General features: G+C 62.1%; 18 protein-coding genes. 5 read left to right on the top strand and 13 right to left on the bottom strand.

Translation table 11 applies throughout. From position 1 onward, the window contains the following. Positions 1-27: 27 nt before the first annotated feature. Positions 28-3,903, top strand: coding sequence for an ATP-dependent RNA helicase HrpA (gene hrpA / locus G6N83_RS11475; RefSeq protein ID WP_165142173.1), 3,876 nt, complete (start codon positions 28-30; stop codon positions 3,901-3,903). Between the two features lie 29 nt (positions 3,904-3,932). Continuing rightward, positions 3,933-4,874, top strand: coding sequence for a quinone oxidoreductase family protein (locus G6N83_RS11470; protein ID WP_165142171.1), 942 nt, complete (start codon positions 3,933-3,935; stop codon positions 4,872-4,874). A 27-nt stretch (positions 4,875-4,901) separates the two neighbouring features. Here the strand turns inward: G6N83_RS11470 and G6N83_RS11465 are convergent, their stop codons facing one another. The 6 genes from G6N83_RS11465 to G6N83_RS11440 all read right to left on the bottom strand — a co-directional run bounded on the left by G6N83_RS11465 (position 4,902) and on the right by G6N83_RS11440 (position 12,038). Further along, positions 4,902-5,888 carry a linear amide C-N hydrolase gene (locus G6N83_RS11465; protein WP_165142169.1) on the bottom strand — a complete coding sequence of 329 codons (987 nt, stop codon included), beginning with the start codon at positions 5,886-5,888 and terminating at the stop codon, positions 4,902-4,904. Between the two features lie 191 nt (positions 5,889-6,079). Next, complete coding sequence (gene mmsB, locus G6N83_RS11460) at positions 6,080-7,318, bottom strand: multiple monosaccharide ABC transporter permease (RefSeq protein WP_165142167.1); 1,239 nt, start codon at positions 7,316-7,318, stop codon at positions 6,080-6,082. A 24-nt stretch (positions 7,319-7,342) separates the two neighbouring features. Next, positions 7,343-8,869, bottom strand: coding sequence for a multiple monosaccharide ABC transporter ATP-binding protein (mmsA, locus tag G6N83_RS11455; protein WP_165142165.1), 1,527 nt, complete (start codon positions 8,867-8,869; stop codon positions 7,343-7,345). A gap of 75 nt (positions 8,870-8,944) precedes the next feature. After that, positions 8,945-10,069 (bottom strand): multiple monosaccharide ABC transporter substrate-binding protein, encoded by a 1,125-nt coding sequence (gene chvE, locus G6N83_RS11450; protein ID WP_165142163.1) that lies wholly within the window; start codon positions 10,067-10,069, stop codon positions 8,945-8,947. Positions 10,070-10,182: 113 nt separating this feature from the next. Further along, on the bottom strand, positions 10,183-10,857 hold the full coding sequence (locus G6N83_RS11445) for an L-ribulose-5-phosphate 4-epimerase (RefSeq protein ID WP_241246343.1): 675 nt from the start codon (positions 10,855-10,857) through the stop codon (positions 10,183-10,185). A gap of 170 nt (positions 10,858-11,027) precedes the next feature. Beyond that, entirely contained in the window at positions 11,028-12,038 is a 1,011-nt protein-coding gene (locus tag G6N83_RS11440; RefSeq protein WP_165142161.1) for a LacI family DNA-binding transcriptional regulator, read from the bottom strand. Positions 12,039-12,193: 155 nt separating this feature from the next. Here G6N83_RS11440 and G6N83_RS11435 point away from each other — a divergent pair, with 155 nt between their 5' ends. Beyond that, positions 12,194-12,748 (top strand): hypothetical protein, encoded by a 555-nt coding sequence (locus G6N83_RS11435; protein ID WP_165142159.1) that lies wholly within the window; start codon positions 12,194-12,196, stop codon positions 12,746-12,748. On the opposite strand, the gene G6N83_RS11430 is transcribed toward G6N83_RS11435, so the two are convergent. Beyond that, positions 12,745-14,073: a M20/M25/M40 family metallo-hydrolase gene (locus G6N83_RS11430; RefSeq protein ID WP_165142157.1), complete on the bottom strand. Its 1,329-nt coding sequence runs from the start codon at positions 14,071-14,073 to the stop codon at positions 12,745-12,747. The two genes, G6N83_RS11435 and G6N83_RS11430, sit on opposite strands and share 4 nt — an antisense overlap. 48 nt (positions 14,074-14,121) lie before the next feature. On the opposite strand from G6N83_RS11430, the gene G6N83_RS11425 reads away from it, so the two are divergent. Next, positions 14,122-15,120: a Gfo/Idh/MocA family protein gene (locus G6N83_RS11425; RefSeq protein ID WP_165142155.1), complete on the top strand. Its 999-nt coding sequence runs from the start codon at positions 14,122-14,124 to the stop codon at positions 15,118-15,120. Position 15,121: 1 nt separating this feature from the next. After that, positions 15,122-15,991 (top strand): NYN domain-containing protein, encoded by an 870-nt coding sequence (locus tag G6N83_RS11420; RefSeq protein WP_165142153.1) that lies wholly within the window; start codon positions 15,122-15,124, stop codon positions 15,989-15,991. A gap of 9 nt (positions 15,992-16,000) precedes the next feature. Here the strand turns inward: G6N83_RS11420 and G6N83_RS11415 are convergent, their stop codons facing one another. The 6 genes from G6N83_RS11415 to G6N83_RS11390 all read right to left on the bottom strand — a co-directional run bounded on the left by G6N83_RS11415 (position 16,001) and on the right by G6N83_RS11390 (position 21,972). Continuing rightward, a complete protein-coding gene (locus tag G6N83_RS11415) occupies positions 16,001-16,390 on the bottom strand; it encodes a DoxX family protein (RefSeq protein ID WP_165142151.1) in 390 nt (129 codons plus the stop codon). A 56-nt stretch (positions 16,391-16,446) separates the two neighbouring features. Continuing rightward, the gene (locus G6N83_RS11410) at positions 16,447-17,469 is read right to left on the bottom strand and encodes a 1-aminocyclopropane-1-carboxylate deaminase (protein WP_165142149.1); all 1,023 of its coding nucleotides are present in this window, start codon (positions 17,467-17,469) and stop codon (positions 16,447-16,449) included. After that, complete coding sequence (locus tag G6N83_RS11405; RefSeq protein ID WP_165142147.1) at positions 17,466-18,167, bottom strand: GntR family transcriptional regulator; 702 nt, start codon at positions 18,165-18,167, stop codon at positions 17,466-17,468. The genes G6N83_RS11410 and G6N83_RS11405 overlap by 4 nt, the downstream gene beginning before the upstream one ends. A gap of 83 nt (positions 18,168-18,250) precedes the next feature. Next, positions 18,251-18,643, bottom strand: a complete 393-nt coding sequence (locus G6N83_RS11400) for a DoxX family protein (protein ID WP_165142145.1) — start codon at positions 18,641-18,643, stop codon at positions 18,251-18,253. Continuing rightward, entirely contained in the window at positions 18,643-19,425 is a 783-nt protein-coding gene (locus G6N83_RS11395; RefSeq protein WP_165142143.1) for an LLM class flavin-dependent oxidoreductase, read from the bottom strand. Before G6N83_RS11395 ends, G6N83_RS11400 begins: the two co-directional genes overlap by 1 nt. A gap of 9 nt (positions 19,426-19,434) precedes the next feature. Beyond that, positions 19,435-21,972, bottom strand: coding sequence for an ATP-dependent Clp protease ATP-binding subunit (locus tag G6N83_RS11390; protein ID WP_165143421.1), 2,538 nt, complete (start codon positions 21,970-21,972; stop codon positions 19,435-19,437). Between the last annotated feature and the right edge of the window lie 30 nt (positions 21,973-22,002).

Here is a 22,002-nt window from a genome sequence, read left to right as displayed (position 1 = left end):
TGCCTCGAGGGAATACGATGAGAGGCTATGTCTGAGCCCGTCATCACGTTCCCGCCCGAGCTGCCCGTCAGCGCCGCGCGGGAAGAGATTGCACGCGCGATCAAAGACAACCAGGTTGTCATCGTTGCGGGAGCCACGGGCTCCGGAAAAACAACGCAGCTACCGAAGATTTGCCTCGAGCTCGGGCGCACCAAAATCGCCCACACGCAGCCACGACGAATTGCAGCACGCTCTATCGCCGAGCGCATCGCAAGCGAACTCGAAGTACCGCTCGGCACAGCCGTCGGCTACAAAGTGCGCTTCACCGACAAGGTGTCGGCGGAGACCAGCATCGCGCTGATGACCGACGGCATCCTGTTGAACGAGATTCACCGCGACCGCCTGCTGCGCCGCTACGACACGATCATCGTCGATGAGGCCCACGAGCGCTCACTCAACATCGATTTTCTGCTCGGGTATTTGACCCGCATTCTTCCCGAACGCCCCGACCTCAAGGTGATCATCACGTCGGCGACGATCGATCCGCAGAGTTTCGCTGCGCATTTCGCGGATGCCTCGGGCAATCCAGCCCCCGTCATCGAAGTATCGGGCCGCACCTACCCTGTCGACATCCGGTATCGCCCACCGAACGATGAAGACGACCTCGACGGATTGGTCGCGGCGCTTCGGGAACTCGATCGTGAAGCCACGGGCGATGTGCTCGTCTTCCTCCCGGGCGAGGCCGAAATTCGCGATGCCGCCGATGCCGTACGTGGTGCGTACGCGAAGGATGCCGCGCCCACTGAGGTGCTCCCCCTCTATGGTCGCCTGAGCGCGGCTGAACAGCACCGCGTTTTCGAACCGTCGCGGATCGCGGGGGTCCGCCGGCGTGTGGTGCTCGCCACCAACGTTGCCGAGACGAGCCTGACGGTTCCCGGCATCCGCTACGTCGTCGATATCGGTACGGCACGCATCACGCGCTACAGCCCGCGCAGCAAGATCCAGCGACTGCCGATCGAGGCGATCTCGCAGGCCTCCGCGCAGCAGCGTGCAGGGCGCGCGGGGCGCACTGCGCCCGGAATCGCGATTCGTCTGTATGCCGAAGACGATTTCGCGTCGCGCGATGAGTTCACCGATCCCGAAATTCTTCGCACATCGCTCGCATCGGTAATTTTGCAGATGTTGGCGCTGGGCTTCGGTGACATAACGGCGTTTCCGTTTCTCACTCCCCCGGATTCTCGTGGCGTCAAGGCCGCATTCGATCTGCTGCTCGAGCTCGGCGCCGTCCGCACAACAGGCTCCGGCAAGACCGCGCGTACAACGCTCACCGATACGGGAAGAGAGCTCTCACGTCTGCCCATCGATCCCCGATTCGCGCGCATGCTCGTGGAGGCGAAACGGGGCGGCGTCTTGGCCGACGTCATGCCGATCGTTGCGGGGATGTCGATTCAAGATGTGCGTGAGCGCCCAGAGGAGGTTCGCGAGCAGGCGGACCGTCTACACGCCAGATTTACCGACCCCACAAGCGACTTTCTGTCACTGCTGAACCTCTGGAACTATCTGCAAGAGCAGCAGGAGGCGCTCGGCTCGAGTGCTTTTCGGCGCCTGTGTCGCAGTGAACACCTCAACTATGTGCGCGTTCGCGAATGGGTCGATGTGCACCGCCAGCTTTCGGCGCAGCTCGGTCGGCTTCGGGGCGCAAGCGACGCGGCCGACCCGGATGCTGTTCACAAGGCGATCATGGCGGGGCTCCTGTCGCAGATCGGCATCCTGGATGAGCGCACACCGTCGCGTGATGCCAAGGCCACCGCGAAAGATGCGCCAGCACGGCGTGGGGGTGAGTACCTCGGTGCCCGTGGTGCCCGGTTCGCCATTTTCCCCGGTTCCGGGCTCAAGAAGAAGCGGCCTGCTGCCGTGATGGCGGCAGAGCTCGTAGAGACAAGTCGCCTCTTTGCGCGAACGGTCGCCGCGATCGACCCGGAGTGGGCCGAAGCTCTCGCACCGGACCTCATCAAGCGGCAGGTAAGCGACCCGCACTGGTCGAAGGATGCGGGAGCCGCCGTTGCGGCCGAGAAGATCACCCTCTTCGGAGTAGAGATCGTGCCGCGCCGCCGCATCCAACTGGCGCGAATCGATCGCCCGCTGGCGCGAGAGATGTTTTTGCGGCACGCGCTCGTCGAAGAAGAGTGGGATGCCACTCGGCTCGACAAAAAGCTCACCGCGTTTGTTCGGCGAAACCTTGAACTGCGGCGCCGCCTCGAGAAGATCGAAGAGCGCGAGCGCCGCCGTGACATTCTCGTCGGCGATGAGGCCGTCTATGCCTTCTACGACACACGAATTCCGAACGACGTTTTCGATGTGCGTTCGTTCGAATCGTGGTGGCGCGAAGCCATGACGCGCACACCCCGACTTCTCGACATGAGCGAAAACGACCTCGTCGACGACGCGTCACGCGCCGACGAACGTGACTTTCCGACGCGCTGGCGACAGCGTGATCAGGTCCTGTCGCTCACTTATCGATTCGAGCCCGGTGCCGTCGACGACGGTGTCACGGTCGTCGTTCCACTCGCACTTCTCGCCTCGATCACGGAAGATGGCTTCGATTGGCAGGTACCAGGGCTTCGGCCTGAGCTCATCACCGGGCTCCTGCGTGCGCTTCCCAAAGCGATTCGGCGTCATGTGGTGCCAGCCGCTGACTGGGCAGCGACCTTTGCCGAGCAGGTGGCAGACCTCGGCCCCGAGAATACCGAGGGTGCGCCGCGTCAGAGTCTTCGGGTGGCGTTGGCATCTCTCGTGCAGCGCGTAGCCAACCAACCTGTCACGGCTGACTCGTTCGAACTCGAAAGAGTTCCCGCCCACCTTCATGTGTCGTTTCGGGCTGTCGATGAGCGTGGACGCACTGTCGGGAGCGATCGCGACCTCACCGCGCTCCAGTCGCGCCTCGCCGCCCGCACACGCTCGAGCGTCGAGCGGTCACTGCGTGCCCACAAGCCCGAGCCGGCGCACGCTGCCGCGCGCGTAGCCGCTCACGCGCCCACGGGCCCGTCGACCGCTGTTGCGGCGCGCAGCGGCCTGACGACATGGGACATCGACGATCTTCCCGCTGTTGTCGACAGCCGGGTTGCTGGCGGGATCGTCCGCGGCTACCCCGCCCTCATCGACGACGGTGAGAGCGTGTCGGTGCGTATCGAAGCGACACCCGAAGCGGCCGCTGTCGCCACGACCGCGGGCGTGCGGCGCCTTGTGCTCTTGGCAGTGCCATCTGCGGCGAGTTATGTGCTCGAACATCTCACCGCGAAAGAGAAGCTGGCGCTAGCGGCATCCCCGTATGCATCCGCGAAAGCTCTCATCGAGGACTGCCGCGTGGCCGTCGCCGATGATGTGATCTCGCGTCTTGCCCCTGCGACGGGCGTGCGCACGAAAGCGGAGTTCGAACAGGTTCGTGCGGCGTTCTCGGCAGCGTCGGTCGAGACAGTGTTCAACACCGTGTCACTGACCGCGCGCATCCTCACGCTCTCGCGCGATGTCGAGCGCTCGCTCAAGAGCCAGAATTCGATGACGCTGCTGGGAGCGCTCGGAGATATTCGTGGGCAGCTTGCCGGACTTATTTTTCCGGGGTTCGTCTCTCGCACAGGGTCACGGCAGCTAACGCATCTGCCGCGGTACCTCAACGGCATCCTCAGCCGATTGCAGATATTGCCCGATAATCCCGGGCGCGACCGCACTCGTATGACTGAGTTCGAACGCGCCCAGGTGGCATTTACCGATGCCGGCGGCACAATTCCCGTCGCGGTCGACGCGCCCACACGCATCGCTCACACGCGCTGGCTTTTGGAGGAGTACCGTGTGAGCCTGTTCGCGCAAACGCTCGGAACGGCGCAGGCTGTTTCGCTGCAGCGGATTCAAAAGGCGCTTAAGGAATAGCGCACCGGGACTCGGAGGTTGGTTACCCAATGGCACATGCAGTCGTCTACGACGAGTTCGGTGGTCCTGAGGTTCTTCATCTGATTGAAGTTGCCGTTCCTGCGCCGACGGCCGGCCAGGTTGCTGTCGCTGTCACAGCCGCAGGCGTCAACCCCATAGATATCAAGTTGCGCGCCGGGATGCGGGCGTCAAAGCCCATCACGTCAGCGCGACGCACGGGATCGGATGCCGCCGGCACCATCACCGCGGTCGGAGACGGAGTCGACGGGTTCCGCGTCGGCGACGACGTCGTCATCTTCGGTGGCCACGGCATGTATGCCACCGATGTCGTCGTCGGAGTGGAACATGTGCACCACCGACCACCGCAGGTGTCGGCAGCCGCGGGAGCTGCGCTTGGTATTCCGGTCGGAACCGCGTACCAGTCTCTTCGCTCGCTCGCCGTTCGCGAAGACGACACCCTCCTCATCCACGGCGGATCTGGAGCGGTCGGTCAGGCGGCGATTCAGTTCGCCGCGCTCTGGGGCGCTAACGTCGTCGCGACGGCATCGCCGCGACGATTTGACCGCGTGAGCGAGCTCGGCGCGACGCCCGTTGCGTATGGGCCCGGACTCGAAGAGCGCGTGCGCGCGGCGGCCCCGGGCGGCGTCAGCGTCGTCTTCGATGCTGCAGGCACCGACGAAGCGCTCGAGGTTTCGCTCGCGGTGGCGACGGACCCACAGCGGGTTGCCACGATCGTTCGCGGGGCGGATGCCGCGGGCATCGGCATCCGTGCCTTCTCGGGCGGCTCGCCAACTCCGCTGACCGAACAGCAGCTCGCCTGGCGCGCAGAAGCACTCCCCGTCACTCTCGCGCTGATGGCGGCCGGTCACTTTTCTGTGGAGCTTGCCGCGTCGTTCGCGCTGAGCGAGGCGGCACGAGCGCAGCAGCTCGTCTCAGACGGTGCCGACGGCAAAGTGACACTCTCCCCCTGACCGAGACCAGACAGTGCGGCGGCTTGATCAGCCCGCGTTAGCGAACGCGAACGGTTCGGCAGGCTCGAACAGTGCCGAGACATCACCGCCGCGGATCTCCGAACGATCTGTCGTGAGGTCAAGCTTTCTTGCCGGCATGGACTCTGAGAAATCGATCTTGGGGAGATCTACCCAGATGACACTCGGCGAAAGCACCGAGTCGAAGAAGTAGCGTCCGTCTTTGTGGTCGGCGACGGTGCGCCACCGCGTCGATGAGATATTCGGCTGACCGGGCGTTGTGATGCCATAAGGCACTGACGCATTCCGGATGACGCCAAAGACCGCCGCGGTGGCGATCGTCCGGTCTTCGACCTGCGGAACCGCATTCACGTAAAAGCCCGCTCGCACGTAGCGGTCGGCCGCCCGGTTGGTGCCGGGAAGCATGACAGTACCGCCGATTTCATCCCAGTACGTGTTGATCGCCAGCTGCTGATCGTATGGGGGCGAGTTCGTCATCACCTGGTACGAGCGACCGTGGTGAACCGTCAGCTTGCCACTCAGGTATTCGAAGATCGCACTGTCGCCGGTCGGATCTGACAGCGCGAGGTGCATCGTCGTGTCGCGGTCTTGCCCTGGCACGCCTGAGGTTGCGATCGCGAACGCGTCATCGCCCGAGACTGCGTCAACTGCATCGGTGACCGTCGCGAACGTATCGAGAAAGTACTGCGCCCACGCCGCGACCGAGAGCTTAGGGCGGCCGTCGTCTGTTGCCGGATACTCAGATTCGGCAAGCCAGAGTCCGCTCGCGACGAGACCCTTCTCATTCATTCCGTCGGCTGTCGCGACGTCATAGGCCGCAGAAACGACGCTCCCGTATCGCGACGTCCAGGTGAGCGAGTTCGCACCCGCTGCGCCGTTCCGCTCCATTCCGCGTGGAAACAGCCACATGTTCGTGCCCATGTCGGCGTTCCAGTCCATGGAGCGCGCGGTCAGCACTCGGTCGCCCTCGCCTAGATAAACAACCCTCGTGCACATCTCGTAAATCCTCTTCACCGGGCTTCTGGAAACGCTGCGGTGTGGACGTCCACCAGCGCATGGTTTTCACGTTTCCCCTGCTCTGAGCAAAGCAGGTTTTTCACGCGCCGGTCAACAGCCGGGCCCCGACGAACGAACGACGAAAAGGGCCCCGCTAAAAAGCGGGACCCTTTTCTCTGTACGTGCGCGGTCTAGCTGTGGCCAGCGCGACGCTTGTTGTAGACGTCGAAGGCAACGGCCAGCAGCAGCACGAGGCCCTTCACTGCCTGCTGCCACTCGATACCGATACCCATAATCGACATACCGTTGTTCAGCACGCCGATGATCAGACCACCGATGATGGCTCCACCGATCGTTCCGACACCACCTTGAACAGCCGCGCCACCAATGAAGGCTGCCGAGATCGCTTCGAGTTCGAAGCCGTCACCGGCCTTCGGGCCAGCAAGGTTGAGTCGTGCGGTGAAGATCAGACCAGCAAGAGCGGCGAGAACGCCCATGTTGACGAACAACAGGAAGTCGACACGACGCGTCTTGATACCCGAGAGCTCGGCCGCGTGGCGGTTGCCACCGATCGCATAGACGTGGCGACCAAAGACCGTACGGTTCATGACGATGCCGTAAATCATGACGAGTGCCGCCAGGATGATCAACGTCACGGGGATGCCCTTGTAGGAAGCGAGAGCGTAGGCAAAGAACCCGATCACGACAGCAATGAGAACGAGTTTGATCCAGAACCAGAGGGCCGGCTCCACATCCTGGTCGTACTTTGCTCGCCCTGCTCGAGCGCGCAACTGCTGCACAACAAGTGCGATTACAGCTGCTGCGCCGAGAAGTAGCGTGAAAATATCGGGCTTCACCGAGCCGAACACACCATCAAGGAAGCCGTTACCGAGGGCACGGTACTCCTCGGGGAACGAACCGATGTTCGCGTTGCCGAGAACGACGAGCGCGAGCCCGCGGAAGATCAGCATGCCCGCCAGCGTCACGATGAACGCGGGTATACCGACGAAGGCCACCCAGAAGCCCTGCCATGCACCCACCAGAGCACCGATGAGCAAGGACAGGATGACCGAGAGCCACCATGGCAAGCCCATGTTGACGGCGAATACACCCGAACATGCACCAACGAAGGCGGCGACGGATCCCACCGACAGGTCGATGTGACCGGCGATGATGATCATCACCATCCCGATCGCGAGAACCAGGATGTAGCCGTTCTGCACGACCAGGTTCGAGATGTTCTGCGGGCGTAGCAGGATGCCATCGGTCAGTACCGCGAAGAGAGCAACCACCGCGACCAACGCGATGAAGATACCGTTCTTCCCGAGGTCGGAGATGACCGTCGCGATCCAGCGCGTGAACCTGTTGTCTTCGGGCTGAACGAGACCGCCCGCAGCCTGCGAATCTTGAGAGAGATTGTCGTTTGACATGAAATGTGTCTCCTGCAAGCCCCGTTAGCGGGACTTCTCCATGGTCATAAGTTTGAGGACGGACTCGGGGGTTGCTTCGGCAATCGGCAGTTCGCCGGTGATGCGCCCCTCCGAAATGGCGTAGACGCGATCCGAAATGCCGAGCAGTTCCGGAAGCTCGGAAGAGATCACGATGATCCCTTTACCCTCAGCTGCGAGCTTGTTGATGATCGTGTAGATCTCGTATTTTGCGCCAACATCGATACCGCGAGTGGGCTCGTCAAGAATGAGCACATCCGGATCGGAGTAGATCCACTTCGAGAGCACGACTTTCTGCTGGTTTCCACCGGAGAGCTTTCCAGTTTTGACCAACACGTTCGGCGCCTTGATGTTCATGTCTTTGCGGTATTTATTCGCAATGCGGAATTCTTCGTTGTCATCCACGAGGCCGGCTTTTTCCAGCTTCTTGAGGGATGCTACGGAGATATTGCGCTTGATGTCTTCGATGAGGTTGAGACCGTACGTTTTGCGATCTTCGGTCGCGTACGCGATCCCGTTGTCGATCGCTTCGGCAACGGTACGGGTCTTGATTTCCTTGCCGCGCATGAACACTTTGCCGGAAATCTTGCTGCCGTAGCTGTGGCCGAAAAGGCTCATCGCGAACTCGGTACGACCGGCACCCATGAGCCCGGCGATGCCGACGATCTCACCCGCGCGCACGTTGATCGACACATTGTCGACCATGACACGCGAGGAATCTTGCGGGTGGTGAGCTGTCCAATCTTCGACGCGCATGAGCTCTTCGCCGATATTCGGCTCGTGATCGGGATAGCGGTGCTCGAGATCGCGTCCCACCATGTCTTTGATGATGCGATCTTCGGTCACATCTGCCTTGGCGATCGTCTCGATTGTCTTACCGTCACGAATGATCGTGACAGTGTCGGCGACCTTTTTGATCTCGTTCAGTTTGTGACTGATGATGATCGAGGTAATCCCCTGCTCGCGCAAACTCAGAATGAGATCGAGCAGGTGATCCGAGTCCTCGTCGTTGAGAGCGGCAGTCGGCTCGTCGAGAATGAGGAGCTTGACCTCTTTCGAGAGCGCCTTCGCGATCTCGACGAGCTGTTGCTTTCCGACACCGAGCTGATTGACCTTCGTCATCGGGTTGTCTTTGAGGCCCACTCGCTTCAAGAGCTTCGATGCCTCGAAGTTCGTCTCGTTCCAGTCAACAAGCCCGAAACGGGTGCGCTCGTTGTTCAGGAAGATGTTCTCGGCGATCGACAGGTACGGGCTCAACGCCAGCTCCTGGTGGATGATGACGATGCCCTTCGCTTCACTTTCGCTCAGGCTCTTGAACTGCACTTCATCACCGACGTAGACGATCTTGCCGTCGTACGTGCCGTGGGGGTAAACCCCTGACAGCACTTTCATGAGAGTCGACTTGCCGGCGCCGTTCTCGCCGCAGATTGCGTGGATTTCGCCACGTTCTACGGAGAAGTTCACATCAGCGAGCGCTTTCACGCCGGGGAACGTTTTAGTGATTCCCCGCATCTCAAGGATGTGCTCGGACATCCTGCCTCCTCATTGAACGGGCCCGAGCCGGGCGGTGGGAATTCCCACCGCCCGGCCGGAGCACTCGTGGATTAATTAACCGGCGATCTCGTCTTCGGTCCAGTAGCCGCTGTCGACCAGCACCTCTTGGATGTTGTCCTTGACGACGATTGCCGACTCAAGCAGGTACGAGGGAACGATCTTCTCGCCGTTGTCGTAGTCGGTCGTGTTGTTCACGTCCGGCTCGTCACCGTTCAAGAGAGCCACAGCCATGTTCACGGCAACCTCTGCCAGCTGGCGCGTGTCCTTGAAGATCGTGGCGTACTGCTCGCCGCGGTTGATCGCCTTCACCGAGTCGAGCTCAGCGTCCTGGCCCGAGATGATCGGCCACTCGTCACCGACGGTGTAGCCGGCGTCGGTCAGAGCGGAGATGATGCCGCGCGAAATGCCGTCGTAAGGCGACAGGACTGCATCAACCTTCTCACCGCCGGAGTATGTCGACACGAGAATGTCTTCCATGCGGCTCTGGGCGGTCTCCCCGTCCCAGCGCAGCGTAGCTGCCTGCTGGAAGTCGGTCTGGCCAGAAGCCACAACGAGCGTGCCCTCGTCCATGTAGGGCTGCAGAGTGTCGATTGCACCGTTCCAGAAGAACGTTGCGTTGTTGTCGTCGGGCGAGCCGGCGAAGAGTTCGATGTTGAACGGGCCTTCAGGCGCTCCGTCGGTCGGAGTTCCATCGAGTTCGGTCAAACCGAGTCCGTTGAGGAGCGAGGTCGCCTGCTGCACGCCGACCTGGTAGTTGTCGAACGACGCGTAGTAGTCGACGTTCTCGGTGTCGCGGATAAGACGGTCATAAGCAATGACCGGGATGCCGGCATCCGCTGCTTCCTGCAGCACGCTCGTGAGCGTCGTGCCATCGATCGATGCAACGATCAACGCCTCGGCGCCCTTGGTGATCATGTTCTCGATCTGAGAGACCTGCGTGGGGATGTCGTCTTCTGCGTACTGCAGGTCGACGGAGAAACCCTGCTCTTCGAGCTGCGACTTGACTGCGTCGCCGTCCTGGATCCAGCGCTCTGAGCTCTTGGTCGGCATTGCAACGCCGACCAGTCCGCCATCTCCGCCTCCGCTTGAGTCGCCCCCGCTCGCCCCCGAGCAGCCGGACAGAAGCAAAGCGCCCGCAACGACCGTGGCCGTTCCGAGAAGAATCTTCTTACCGTTCACTGTGTTCCCTTTCTGATGGACATCGTTGTCGCCTTCGTTGACAGCTTTGTCTTGTTGTCGATATTCGGTTTTATCTTGGTGTCGATGTTCAGTTGTGGTGTACCGTCGCCGTCTCAGCGACGGTCGTCTGTGCTCTGCCCGTAGACATTTTGATATCGGTCGTAAAGCCGATCGATTGCCTCGGGCGGAATCGGCAGGAGGTCTCCACCCTGCCGTGAAATATGGATCGTGCGGGCAGCGTCCTCGAGCATGACGGCGGCCTTCACGGCATCCTTGGCTGTCGCCCCGATTGTGAACGGCCCGTGGTTTTGCATCAGCACCGCGCGTGAACGGTGGCCGGTGAGTGTCTCGACTATTCCGCGCCCAATGGAGTCATCACCGATGACGGCAAACGGCCCGACCGGGATCGGTCCGCCGAACTCGTCGGCCATGCCTGTAATCACGCAGGGGATCTCTTCTCCGCGTGCAGCCCACGCCACCGCGTATGTGGAGTGGGTATGGACGACACCGCCGACCTCCGGCATGTGTCGATACACGTAAGCGTGCGCTGCGGTGTCGGAAGACGGCGATCGATCGCTGCCGGGCGTATCGACAACAACCGACCCATCGAGATCACAGACGATCATGTTCTCGGGAGCAAGATCGTCGTACGACACCCCTGAGGGCTTGATCACGAAGAGGTCGGTGCCTGGCACACGCGCCGAGACATTGCCTCCCGTCCAGACGACGAGGCCGTACCGGACGAGTTCTGCATGAAGCGCCGCAACCTGCTGGCGTGCGCGAGCGATAGCAACCTCGGCTTTCGCCTCGGCAGCCTGCTGCTCACGTGCATCGTTGCCCAAAACCACTTCAAGAACTCCTTCGTCCCCGGCCAATGTGACCGTTCACATTGCGTCACTATAGCCAGGTCGGATCGGGTCGTGTCAACTCCGGATCGGTCTCAGATTGGTAACGAGACTTAATGAACCGGTGCTGTCGATGCCCTCACGATGACTTCGGGCATGAGTGGATCGCTCGCAAAGTCGCGTTCTGTTGCGGATCCGAGCAGCAAGTCAACACATCGACGTCCGAGCTCTGCGAAGTCTTGGCGCACGGTAGTGAGCGGCGGCCAAAAGTGAGCAGCTTCGGGGATGTCGTCGAATCCCACGATGCTGATATCTCCAGGGACGTCGAGTCCGGCATCCCGCACCGCGTGGATAAGCCCCAACGCCATCTGATCGTTCGACGAGAAGATCGCTGTGAAGTCGCGAATTCGCAGCAACTCGCGACCGACGAAAAATCCGAAGTCCGCGGTCCAATCGCCGAGGATCGGCGCAGTCGTCGCAATATCGTTTGCGCTCATTTCCTCGAGAAAACCGCGCATTCTCGCCTCCGCCTCGATCCAATCCTGAGGCCCGGAGAGATGGTAAATCTGACGGTGCCCGAGTTCGATGAGGTGACGCGTAGCGAGCCTCGCCCCCGCTACCTGGTCAACGGTGAGGTTGTTTTCGGGCTCCAGATCGGTTGATTGCAATGTCACATACGGCACATTGAGTTCATGGGTTGCAAGAGCGCGAAATACCCGCACCTGCGGCGCGATCACGACGAGGCCTTCGATTCCCTGCGCCATCAAATGCGACAGACCCGCCGCAATCGATTCAGGGTCGGCAGCGTCGATATTCGCCGTGCTGACCCAATACCCGCGGGCTCGCGCGGCCGCCTCGATCGCCGCAATCGATGACGCCGGGCCGTACTGCGTCGCAGACGATGCCAGGACCCCGATAGTTTGCGATCGGCTGGTCACGAGAGCTCTCGCGGCACGGTTGGGTCGATACTGCAGCTGACCCATGACCTGCAGTACGCGTTCGCGAGTTTCGGGCCTGATGCTCGGATGATCGTTCAGCACGCGAGAGACCGTTTGATGAGAAACGCCCGCGAGGCGCGCAACATCGCGGATGCTGGGCGGACGCCCGCTCGCTTCGTCGCCCATGGCACTCGCTTCCTCGTGATGCCCAGCAGCTGGTGAGCCCATTATGCACGTAGTGAGCGCAAATGTGACTGTCACATTGAGAGCGCGATTCTGAAATCAGCAATCGTGCGTTGTCACATGTTGTCACATGCACGTTGTGGCGTACGCTGAGCGCCATGGCGGATTTCGCCCGATACCTCCCCCTCAGCCAGCATGAGGCGCCGGATTCTTCCGCCGTCTCATCCGATCGCCGTCGGCAGATCTCTGAACTGATCGTCGAAGCTGCCCGGCTGCTCCAGAGTGCACCAAAGCCCGAGGCGGCGGTGTTGGCCGCGAACTTCGCACGAGACGCGAAGCTTGGGCGCGGCATCCGTCCTGCGTCCTCTTCGTTCACGCCGGATGACCTCAGCCGCTACGCCGTTGAGGTCGTTCCGGGACAGAAGCTGCGGATCCGGCATCTCGCCGACACGCTGCGCGCCCTGTTGCTATTAGCGAAGGCGGTCGACTCAACTCCTGTGGTTCCCGTACTCACCTCGGGCGCTGTCGCGCTATATGCGTCTGGTCGTGCGCCATTCGAGCGCCGAGCTGCCATTTCGGGCCACACCGTCAGTGCCACTGACGCCGAGTGGTCGTTCGGTTCCGGGCCCGCTATTTCTGCGCCCGCACTGCAGATCGCAGCTTTTCTCCTGGGCGTGAGCGAAGACCCGCCACGTCGCCCCGCTGCGCCCTAGCTCGCCGTCATCAAGCTGCGATAGAAGCGAACGCCCGCGAGCCACGATTCGACGCGGATCCGTTCGTTGTGCGAGTGGAGCGCCTCTCGCTCGCCTTTGCTGAGATGAAAAGGTGCGAAGCGATAGACATTCTCGCTGAGACCGGTGAACCATCGACTATCGGTCGCACCCGACTGCAAATATGGCGTCGTGACGACGTCCGGGCCAATTGCTGTCGCCACCGCCGTGGCGATTCTGCGCCAGGGTTCACCCCGCCACGGCGAGATCGGTGATGGCTCCGAATCGTGCCGAACGTCAATTTCGACCTTCGGATCCGCGATCACACGGCGCATGCGTTCCCGCACCGATGCCACCGTTTCTCCGGTCAGAATTCGCACATTGACGGATGCACGTGCCGTCGTCGCGAGAACATTCTCCGCGGGTGCTCCCGACAGCTCTGTCACGACGGCTGTCGTGCGAACGGTGGCATTCATCTCGGGGCCGAGCCGTGAGAGCACCAGAGCAACAAGCGGCGCGGTCAGCCGGATGTGTCGGAATGCCCACCCCAAGGCGCCCGGGGCAGAGGTCGAGAGGGTGCGAAACATCGCTCGTACCGGAGGCGAAATGCGGGCATGAAATGGGCGACGCGACAATCTTGTGATCGCCCGTGCGAGTCGTGCGGTAGCCGGCAGTCTCAACGGAGTCGACGCGTGCCCCCCACTTTCTCGGGCCGTGAGAACAACTGTCATGATGCCACGCTCGGCGACGCCGACCATGGCGGTAGGTATCGAGATTCCAGGGATCGCACCGTCGACAACAGCTCCGCCCTCATCGAGCACGAGTGCGGGGCGGATGCCATTTTCTTTGAGTGTGCGCGCAAGCGCGCGTGCTCCGCCGCCCGCGGTTTCTTCGTTGTGACCGAATGCGAGGTAAATATCGTGAGCCGGCACGTACTCCTCACTCACGAGTGATTCGACGGCTTCGAGAATTCCGACGAGTGCGCCCTTGTCATCGATCGCGCCGCGCGCGTGGATCGTCGCGTCGTCGCCTGCGCCGACGAGTGTTGCGCCAAACGGATCGTGATCCCACTCGGCCGCGACGACCGGCACGACATCCATGTGCGCCATCAAAACAAGAGATTCTTCGGCTGTTCGGCCGCGCCATCGGTAGAGCAACGAATGCTCGTCGACTGTTTCACGGCTCAAAGCCGCATGGGTTGCCGGATACAGACGCTCCAGTGCGGCAGCGAATTCGGCGAATGCAGACCAATTGGTGTGCTCTTCATCGACGTGAGAAACAGTGGGTATGCGCAAGAGCTCGCGAAAGCGGTCAACGGCGGCGGTCACAGTCCGAGCCTAATCCGAAGAGCTGCTCGTGGGCATAGGGTCGGATGCATGACCGGAGATCAGACACCGAGCCTGCGATGGGGAATCCTGGCAACGGGTGGAATCGCACACGCTTTTGCAAGTGACCTGCGCACGGCTGGGCGCACTCTCACCGCCGTTGGCTCAAGAAGCGAGCAATCAGCAAAAGCGTTCGCCGACGAATTCGACATCCCGCACGCACATGCCTCTTATGAAGACCTCGTTGCCGACCCCGACATCGACATCGTGTACGTTGCGACACCGCATCCGAGTCACCTTCAGAATGCACTCCTCGCGCTGCGAGCGGGCAAGCATGTCCTGGTCGAAAAACCCTTCACTCTGACGGCACCGGAAGCTGAGATGCTGCGTGAGGTGGCAGCAGAAGCGGGTCTTCTCGCGATGGAGGCCATGTGGACGAGATATCTCCCCCATATGGTGCGGATTCGCGAAATCCTCCGGGAGGGCACTCTTGGCGATGTGCGCACAGTGTTCGCCGATCACACTCAGAAGATCTCTACCGACCCCGCACACCGGCTGAACGCTCTCGCGCTGGGTGGTGGAGCACTTTTGGATCTGGGTATCTATCCGATTTCGTTCGCGTGGGACATTCTCGGGGCGCCGGTATCTGTCGTCAGCGCTGGCCGACTGAGCGACGCGGGCTCCGATGCCGAAGTCGCGACGATTCTCACGCACGACGGCGGCGCGCTATCGACGTCTATCTCCTCGTCACGCGGGCGCGGCCCGAATATCGCTCACATCGTTGGTACGGACGCGCGAATCGACATCGATGCCGTCTGGTACACCCCTACCTCGTTCCGGGTAACGGCATCCGATGGCACCGTGCTAGAGGAATACACCTCTGACGTCGATGGGCGCGGTATGCAGTACCAAGCACTCGCAGCCGAGAAATTTGTCGCTGACGGCACGCTAGACAGCGATCTACTTTCTATCGCGGAGTCGGTTGCCATCATGGAAACCCTGGATTCGGTGCGCAAGAGCATTGGCGTCCGCTACCCCAGTGAGGACTGACATGGCTGAAATCCGTGCCGAGGCCCGTGTCGCGGTCTACCTCGACTTCGACAACATCGTGATGTCTTGGTACGACCGCGTGCACGGCCGAAACGCCTACTCACGAGACCGTCAGAAGATCGCGCAGAACCCAGCCGATCCCGAGATCGCGGAAAAACTCACTGCTGCGACCATCGATCTCGGCGCAATCATCGACTATGCGGCATCCTTCGGCACTCTCGTTCTCACACGCGCGTACGCCGACTGGTCGTCACCGGTGAACGCCGAGTACCGCTCTCAGCTCGTCGCGCGCGCCGTAGATCTGGTGCAGCTTTTTCCAGCCGCGGCATATGCGAAAAACGGTGCCGACATTCGGCTTGCTGTCGACGCAGTAGAAGACATGTTTCGCCTGCCTGACCTCACCCACGTCGTCATCGTCGCTGGCGACTCCGACTATGTGCCGCTGGCCCAACGCTGCAAGCGCCTTGGACGTTTCGTCGTCGGCGTCGGTGTTGCGGGCTCGACAGCGAAGTCTCTCGCCGCGGCCTGCGATCGTTTCGACGCCTACGACGCGCTCCCCGGCGTCACTCGACCCGCGAGCGCCGAGAAAAAGGATGCTGCGCCCGCTCGTTCCCGGGCGCGAAAGCGTTCGGTAGACCCGGCCGCCGATCTCCTCGAACGCGCGCTGCGATTAGAGGGAGACAAAGAGGGCACCGACTGGCAACATGCCTCGGTCGTGAAGAGCCTCATCACGCGCATGGACCCATCGTTCAGCGAAAAGGCGCTGGGCCACCGCAGCTTCTCGGACTATGTGAAGGCCCACAGCGATGTCGCCGAGATCGACGAGTCCGAAAACATCGTGCTCGTCAGACTCGCCGCCGCACGGCGCTGACCCGCCAGTTCAGACGCGCGAACGCGACGTCGACCATAGCGCCCACGCTACGAGCATCGGCTGGAAGAAGAGTCGCGCGAGACGCTTGGTGTCGCTGTCGAGTCCGAACCCGTCACGCTTCTGTGTGTATTGCGCGATGTTGCCGGGGAAGATCGCAACAAAGAACGCCGCAAGGATGCGGCCTACGCGGCGGCGATCTTTCGGAAACAACACGAGCGCGGACCCGAGCATGATTTCGACGACTCCGGATGCCAGAACAACGCCGTCTTTATCGATTCCCGTGACTTCAGATACCTTGTCGGGAACTTGAGCCTGGAATTCTTTGCGGGCCCAGAACATGTGGCTGACACCAGCAAAAACCATGGCTGATGCGAGCATCCAGCGAAGAACAATTTTCATCTTCTGATCAAATCGCGTCGACGTCACCTTGTCGAGCGGCTAGTCCGGTTCTCCGATCAGTGATAACGACCGCTATAGGCATTCAGCGCGGGCTGACCGCCCAGGTGTGCATAGAGGACCGTCGAGTCTTTCGCGATTTCTCCCGATGTGACGAGATCGATGAGGCCCGCCATCGACTTGCCTTCATATACGGGGTCGAGAATCACACCTTCGAGTCGGCCCGTCAGATGAATCGCGGCATCGGTCGACTCGACCGGGATCCCGTAGAAGTCACCGGCCCACCCCTCCAGGACCGTGATCTCGTCTTCGGCGATTTCACGGCCAACTTCGATGGACGCGGCGGTCCGGCGGGCAATGCGTGCCACCTGCGCGCGCGTCTCATCGATCTTCGCCGACGCGTCGATGCCGATCACTCGTCTCGGCCGGCCCCCGAAGTTCTCCGCGAGATCTGCGAACCCGGCAATCATGCCCGCGTGGGTAGAACCGGTTACTGAGCACACCACAATCGTGTCGAAGAACACGCCCAGAGCTTCTTCTTGAGCGGCGACCTCGTGGGCCCAGTTCGCAAAACCGTGCCCACCCAGCGGGTGGTCGCTTGCGCCCGCGGGAATCGCGTACGGCGTGCCGCCACGCTCCTCTACGTCGGCGATTGCCCCTTTCCACGAGTCCTTGAACCCGATCCCGAAGCCCGACGGCGAAAGCCGCACATCGGCGCCCATGATTCGCGAGAGCATGATGTTGCCGACGCGGTCGTTGACGGAATCGGGCCAGTCGACCCATTGCTCTTGCACAAGCACGGCCTTCATCCCGAGGTGCGCCGCGACAGCCGCGACCTGCCTCGTGTGGTTCGACTGCACTCCCCCGATCGAGACGAGCGTGTCAGCTCCCTGCGCGAGTGCATCGGGCACGAGGTACTCAAGCTTTCGTACCTTGTTGCCGCCGTAGGCAAGTCCACTCGAGACATCCTCACGCTTCGCCCACACGCGCGCCCCACCGAGGTGATCGCTCAAACGGTTGAGGGGATGTACCGGGCTCGGCCCGAACATCAGAGAATGGCGGGGAAAATCGGCCAGTGTCATTGCGGATCCTCATTCAAAGTCGGTGCCGGGGTCGTGCGGAGTGTGTGATCGGATGCCTCGGGCAAAAGCCGCTCGAGAGTGAGCCAGTTCTCGCGGGTCGCCGTCGCTGCCGCGTCGATGTCGCCACGGACGCACAGCGCGATAATTCGTTCGTGGTCGGCAACGCTGCCGCGACCGGCGAGGCTTGCGAACCGCGCGCGCTCGAGTCGGCGAAGCGCGGGGCTGACCTGTTCGAGGAGGCCGGGCAGGAGCGGGTTTGCACTCGCCCTGACAGCTACGGCATGGAAGTCATCGTCTGCGGCTATCGCACCGTCAACGTCTGAGGCACCGAGAGCTGCCGTGAATCGCGCGTTGGCTGCCCGCATTGAGTCGTGGTCACCACCTGTCATCAACGGAACCGCGTCACGCATTGCTAGTTCGTGGAGAGCCGCCGCCACGCGCTGTGCGGCGAGCGCCTGTCGAGCATCGAGTGGAGCAACCTCGGTGAGCTTCGCTCGGCGTGTATGCACGAGGCCCGCGGCTTCTAAGCGGGTCAGAGCTTCTCTAATGGGCGTGCGGCTCACTCCGAGCCATTCTTCGAGCTCAGGGTCGCGCAGTCGCGCCCCGGGAGCAAGCTCGCCCGACACAATCGCGTCACGGATCTGCTGGTAGGCGTAGTCACGCAGCGACCTAGGACGCTCGGCGTGCGGTAGTGACATGCAATATATTGCACATCACTGATGTGAGGACGTCAAGTCATCCGTGGGTTCTCCCAGTTAAGAACAACAGTGACGACCGCCAGTTACGACCGCGAGGTGCTCCACAGCGCCCACGCCACCAGAACCGGCTGCAAGAAGAGTCGCCCAAATCGCGCGCGATCGCTTCCGAGCATTGGGGCGTTTCGTCCGGTGCGCCACTGGTGGACGTTTCCCGGCAAGACCGCGATGAAGAATGCTGCGATCACACCGCCGACACGGCGGCGCTCACGCGGCAGCGCGATGGCCGCAGCTCCGAGCATGATCTCAACCGCGCCGGATGTCACCACGATCGCGTCCTTATCGAGCCCGGTTACCCGCGGCGCCCAGTCGGGCACCACAATGCGGTAACCGCGACGGCCCCAGGTCAGGTGAGAAAGGCCGGCCGCGATGAGGAGGGCGGCAAGCAACCACCTGGCAGCTACGACCACACGAGTCATCAGCGATCGCGCTCGATCGCTGCGCGCGCGACGAAAGCAGCATCGTCTCGCGCGGTGTTCCCCGGCGTGATCGCGCGCAACACGACTTCGTCGACGGCGCCGCGGTAGGCGGAAAGACGCTCCCGCGCGTGTTCGCCGGGCGCGATGACAGTATCCCCGGCGCTGACACCAAGGCGGGCAAAGTTGGCGGCATACTGCGGGAAGCTGGCATAACGCGCGCTTTCTTCCTCAAGAGCGCCCGCGGCATCCGGGTCGAACGCGGTGCGGACGTACAGGATGCTGCGAGCATTCCCCCGCGACCTGGTCTCGCCAGTCTGCTCCGCTGCCGCTTCTGGTGTCAGCCAGTTCAGGAGCACACCGTCGCTCCGCTCCGCAGCCAACGCGCGCATCTTCGGGCCGAGCGCTCCCACCACGACCCGCGCTCGAGTGCCATCTTTGACGGTGTCAACGGCAGTCCTCACGTGTGCCAAAGCACCGGTGCGCATACCGCCGGTTCCGATTCCGATTATCAATCGGTCTTCTGGAAGCTCCAGCGACGACACGTCATCGACGATCTGGTCGGCGCTCCGACGATCCAAGGGAACGACACCGGTCGCCAGGTTGATGCGCTCGGTTACTGCCGCGGCGGCAGCGAGCCCCGCCAACGCATCCGCGCCCGGAGTGTCATTGATCCACAGCGCATGAAAACCTGCCTGCTCGACGAGCGCGGCAATGGCACGGATGCGGACAGTACCGATCACCGCAGCCACGCCGATTGAGACGTGACCGCGGCGATCGTTCATGATTCGAGACTACGCCGCGGCTGAAAGCACCGGCGACGACACGACGAGCGTGCCGTCCATCGCGTCGACCTGTACGACGCCCCCATCAGCGAGCGTTCCGGCAACGAACATGTCGGCCACACGATCGTCTACTTCACGCTGGATGACCCGGCGCAGCGGCCGTGCCCCGAACTCGGGTTCGTACCCGGTTTCCGCAAGCCACGCAATTGCCGCGTCGGTCACCGTAAAGCTCACATTCTGGTGCTCAAGGCGAGCAGCTGTGTCGGTGAGAAGCAGACGAACGATCTCGTGCAGTTGGTGAGAATCGAGCTTTCGGAACAGCACAATCTCATCGATTCGGTTCAAGAACTCGGGACGCATCGACTCGCGAAGCTTTCCCATCACGCGAGCGCGAAGATCCGCCTCACTGCCGAACCCGGTAGCGCCGCCACCGTCTGCAATGAAGCCGATGGCCCCGGATCGGGACGCGAGGAATTCGCTACCCAGGTTTGATGTCATGACGATGACGGTGTTTCGAAAATCGACTGTGCGGCCCTGTCCGTCGGTCAAACGCCCATCATCGAGCACCTGCAGCAGCAGATTGAAGACGTCTGGGTGAGCTTTCTCGATCTCGTCGAACAGCACAACGGAGTAGGGGTTGCGTCGTACTCGCTCGGTCAGCTGGCCCGCTTCGTCGTAACCGACGTATCCGGGAGGGGCACCGACGAGCCGAGAGACAGTGTGTCGCTCGCCGAACTCGCTCATGTCGAACCGGATGACGCGCGAGTCATCGTCGAACAGCGACGAGGCCAATGCCTTCGCAAGCTCCGTCTTTCCAACCCCAGTGGGGCCCAAAAAGAGGAACGAACCAACTGGGCGCTCTGCATCGCCCATGCCGGTGCAGTTGCGGCGGACGGCCCGCGACACCGCGGCGACTGCGTCGTCCTGCCCGATTACACGGTCGTGGAGCTCAGCCTCTAGGCTCCCGAGTCGGGTACGTTCCGATTCGGTGATGCGGTTGGCGGGGATGCCGGTCGCTCGGCTGATCACTGACGCAATCTGAGCTTCATCCACGATCGTGCTCGCGTGCTGTTCTGGCACCACCGCGCGGTCTATCTGCTCTTGCAGCGACGCCATCTCGTCTCGTACCCGAGATGCTTCCTCGTAGTGCTCGGCGGAGACTGCGGCATTCTTGTCGGCTTCGAGGCCGGCAAGCTGCGCAACAAGTGCCGACACGTCGACGGTGGGCCCGGTGCGCAGCCGTAGCCGCGCACCCGCCTGGTCGATGAGATCTATCGCCTTGTCGGGAAGCACTCGTTCGGTCAGATAGCGATCGCTGAGTTCCACAGCGGCACGAAGCGCGTCATCCGTGTACGTCACTGCGTGGTGTTCCGCGTACGCAGGTGCGACTCCGTGAAGGATTGCCACGGCATCCTCGATTGATGGCTCGCCCACCCGGACCGGCTGGAATCGACGTTCGAGAGCCGGGTCCTTTTCGATCGTGCGGTACTCAGTCAGAGTTGTCGCGCCGACCAGACGAAGTTCGCCACGAGCGAGGCGAGGCTTCAGGATGTTCCCGGCGTCCATCGCTCCGTCTCCGCCGCCGCCGGCGCCCACTACCGTGTGCACCTCATCGATGAAGACGATGACTTTGCCCTCTTGAGCGACGATCTCATCGATCGTTCCGGTCAGCCGCTCTTCGAAATCGCCCCGATAACGGGCGCCCGAAAGCATTGCGGGGAGGTCGAGCGAGATGACCCGCTTGTCGGCAAGCTGTGCTGGCACGGTACCGGCAGCGATTGCACTCGCGAGACCCTCGACGATGGCGGTCTTGCCGACGCCGGCTTCGCCCACCAATACCGGGTTGTTCTTCGTGCGACGGCTCAAGATCTCAATTGTCTGCTCGATCTCGGTGTCGCGACCGATGACCGGGTCAAGCTTTCCGGCTTCCGCGCGAGCGGTGAGGTCGGTGCCGAAACGATCGAGCATCGGCGTTGTCGAGGCGGGGCGGTTGTCTTCACGTTCCGGTGCCTCTCCCGTTGACGTCACCGTCTCACGTGCGCCCTCGGTGAGCGCTTCTGCCGTGACGCCAGCATCCGCCAGAACCTGGCCTGCCGGAGCATCTTGAGCGAGCACGAGAGCAAAGAACATGTGCTCGGGATCGATATAGGTGGAGCCTGACGAACGAGCCACCTGGAATGCATGAAACAGCAGCCGCTGCACCGAGGTCGTGACGACGGCACCATCGATGTCAGCGGCACTAGTGGGGGCAGGAAGACGCTCGTCTACGGCGCGCGCGATGCGGTCGGGGTCAACACCAATACGAGACACTGCGTCACGCGCCGGCGCTTCGGTCACTATGACGCGTAGTACGTGCAGCGCATCGAGCTCTCGCTGCCCGCGCTCGATCGCAAATCGACCGGCCGACTGCAGAATTTCCTGCGTGCGCGCGCTCAAGAAACGGCTGAGGTCGATCGATCGCGCGGCGCGCGCGCGCTCGCCTTCGAGGTAGCGCGCGAGAAAGTCGTCAAACGCGTTCGATCCGTCCGGAGTGAAGTCTTCGGGCATTGCCATGCTCCTTCAAAAACTTGATGTTAT

The organism is Microbacterium endophyticum (assembly GCF_011047135.1).
Lineage (GTDB): Bacteria > Actinomycetota > Actinomycetes > Actinomycetales > Microbacteriaceae > Microbacterium > Microbacterium endophyticum.
Note: the sequence above shows the minus strand (reverse complement) of the source record. Positions and strands in the feature narration are given on the sequence as shown.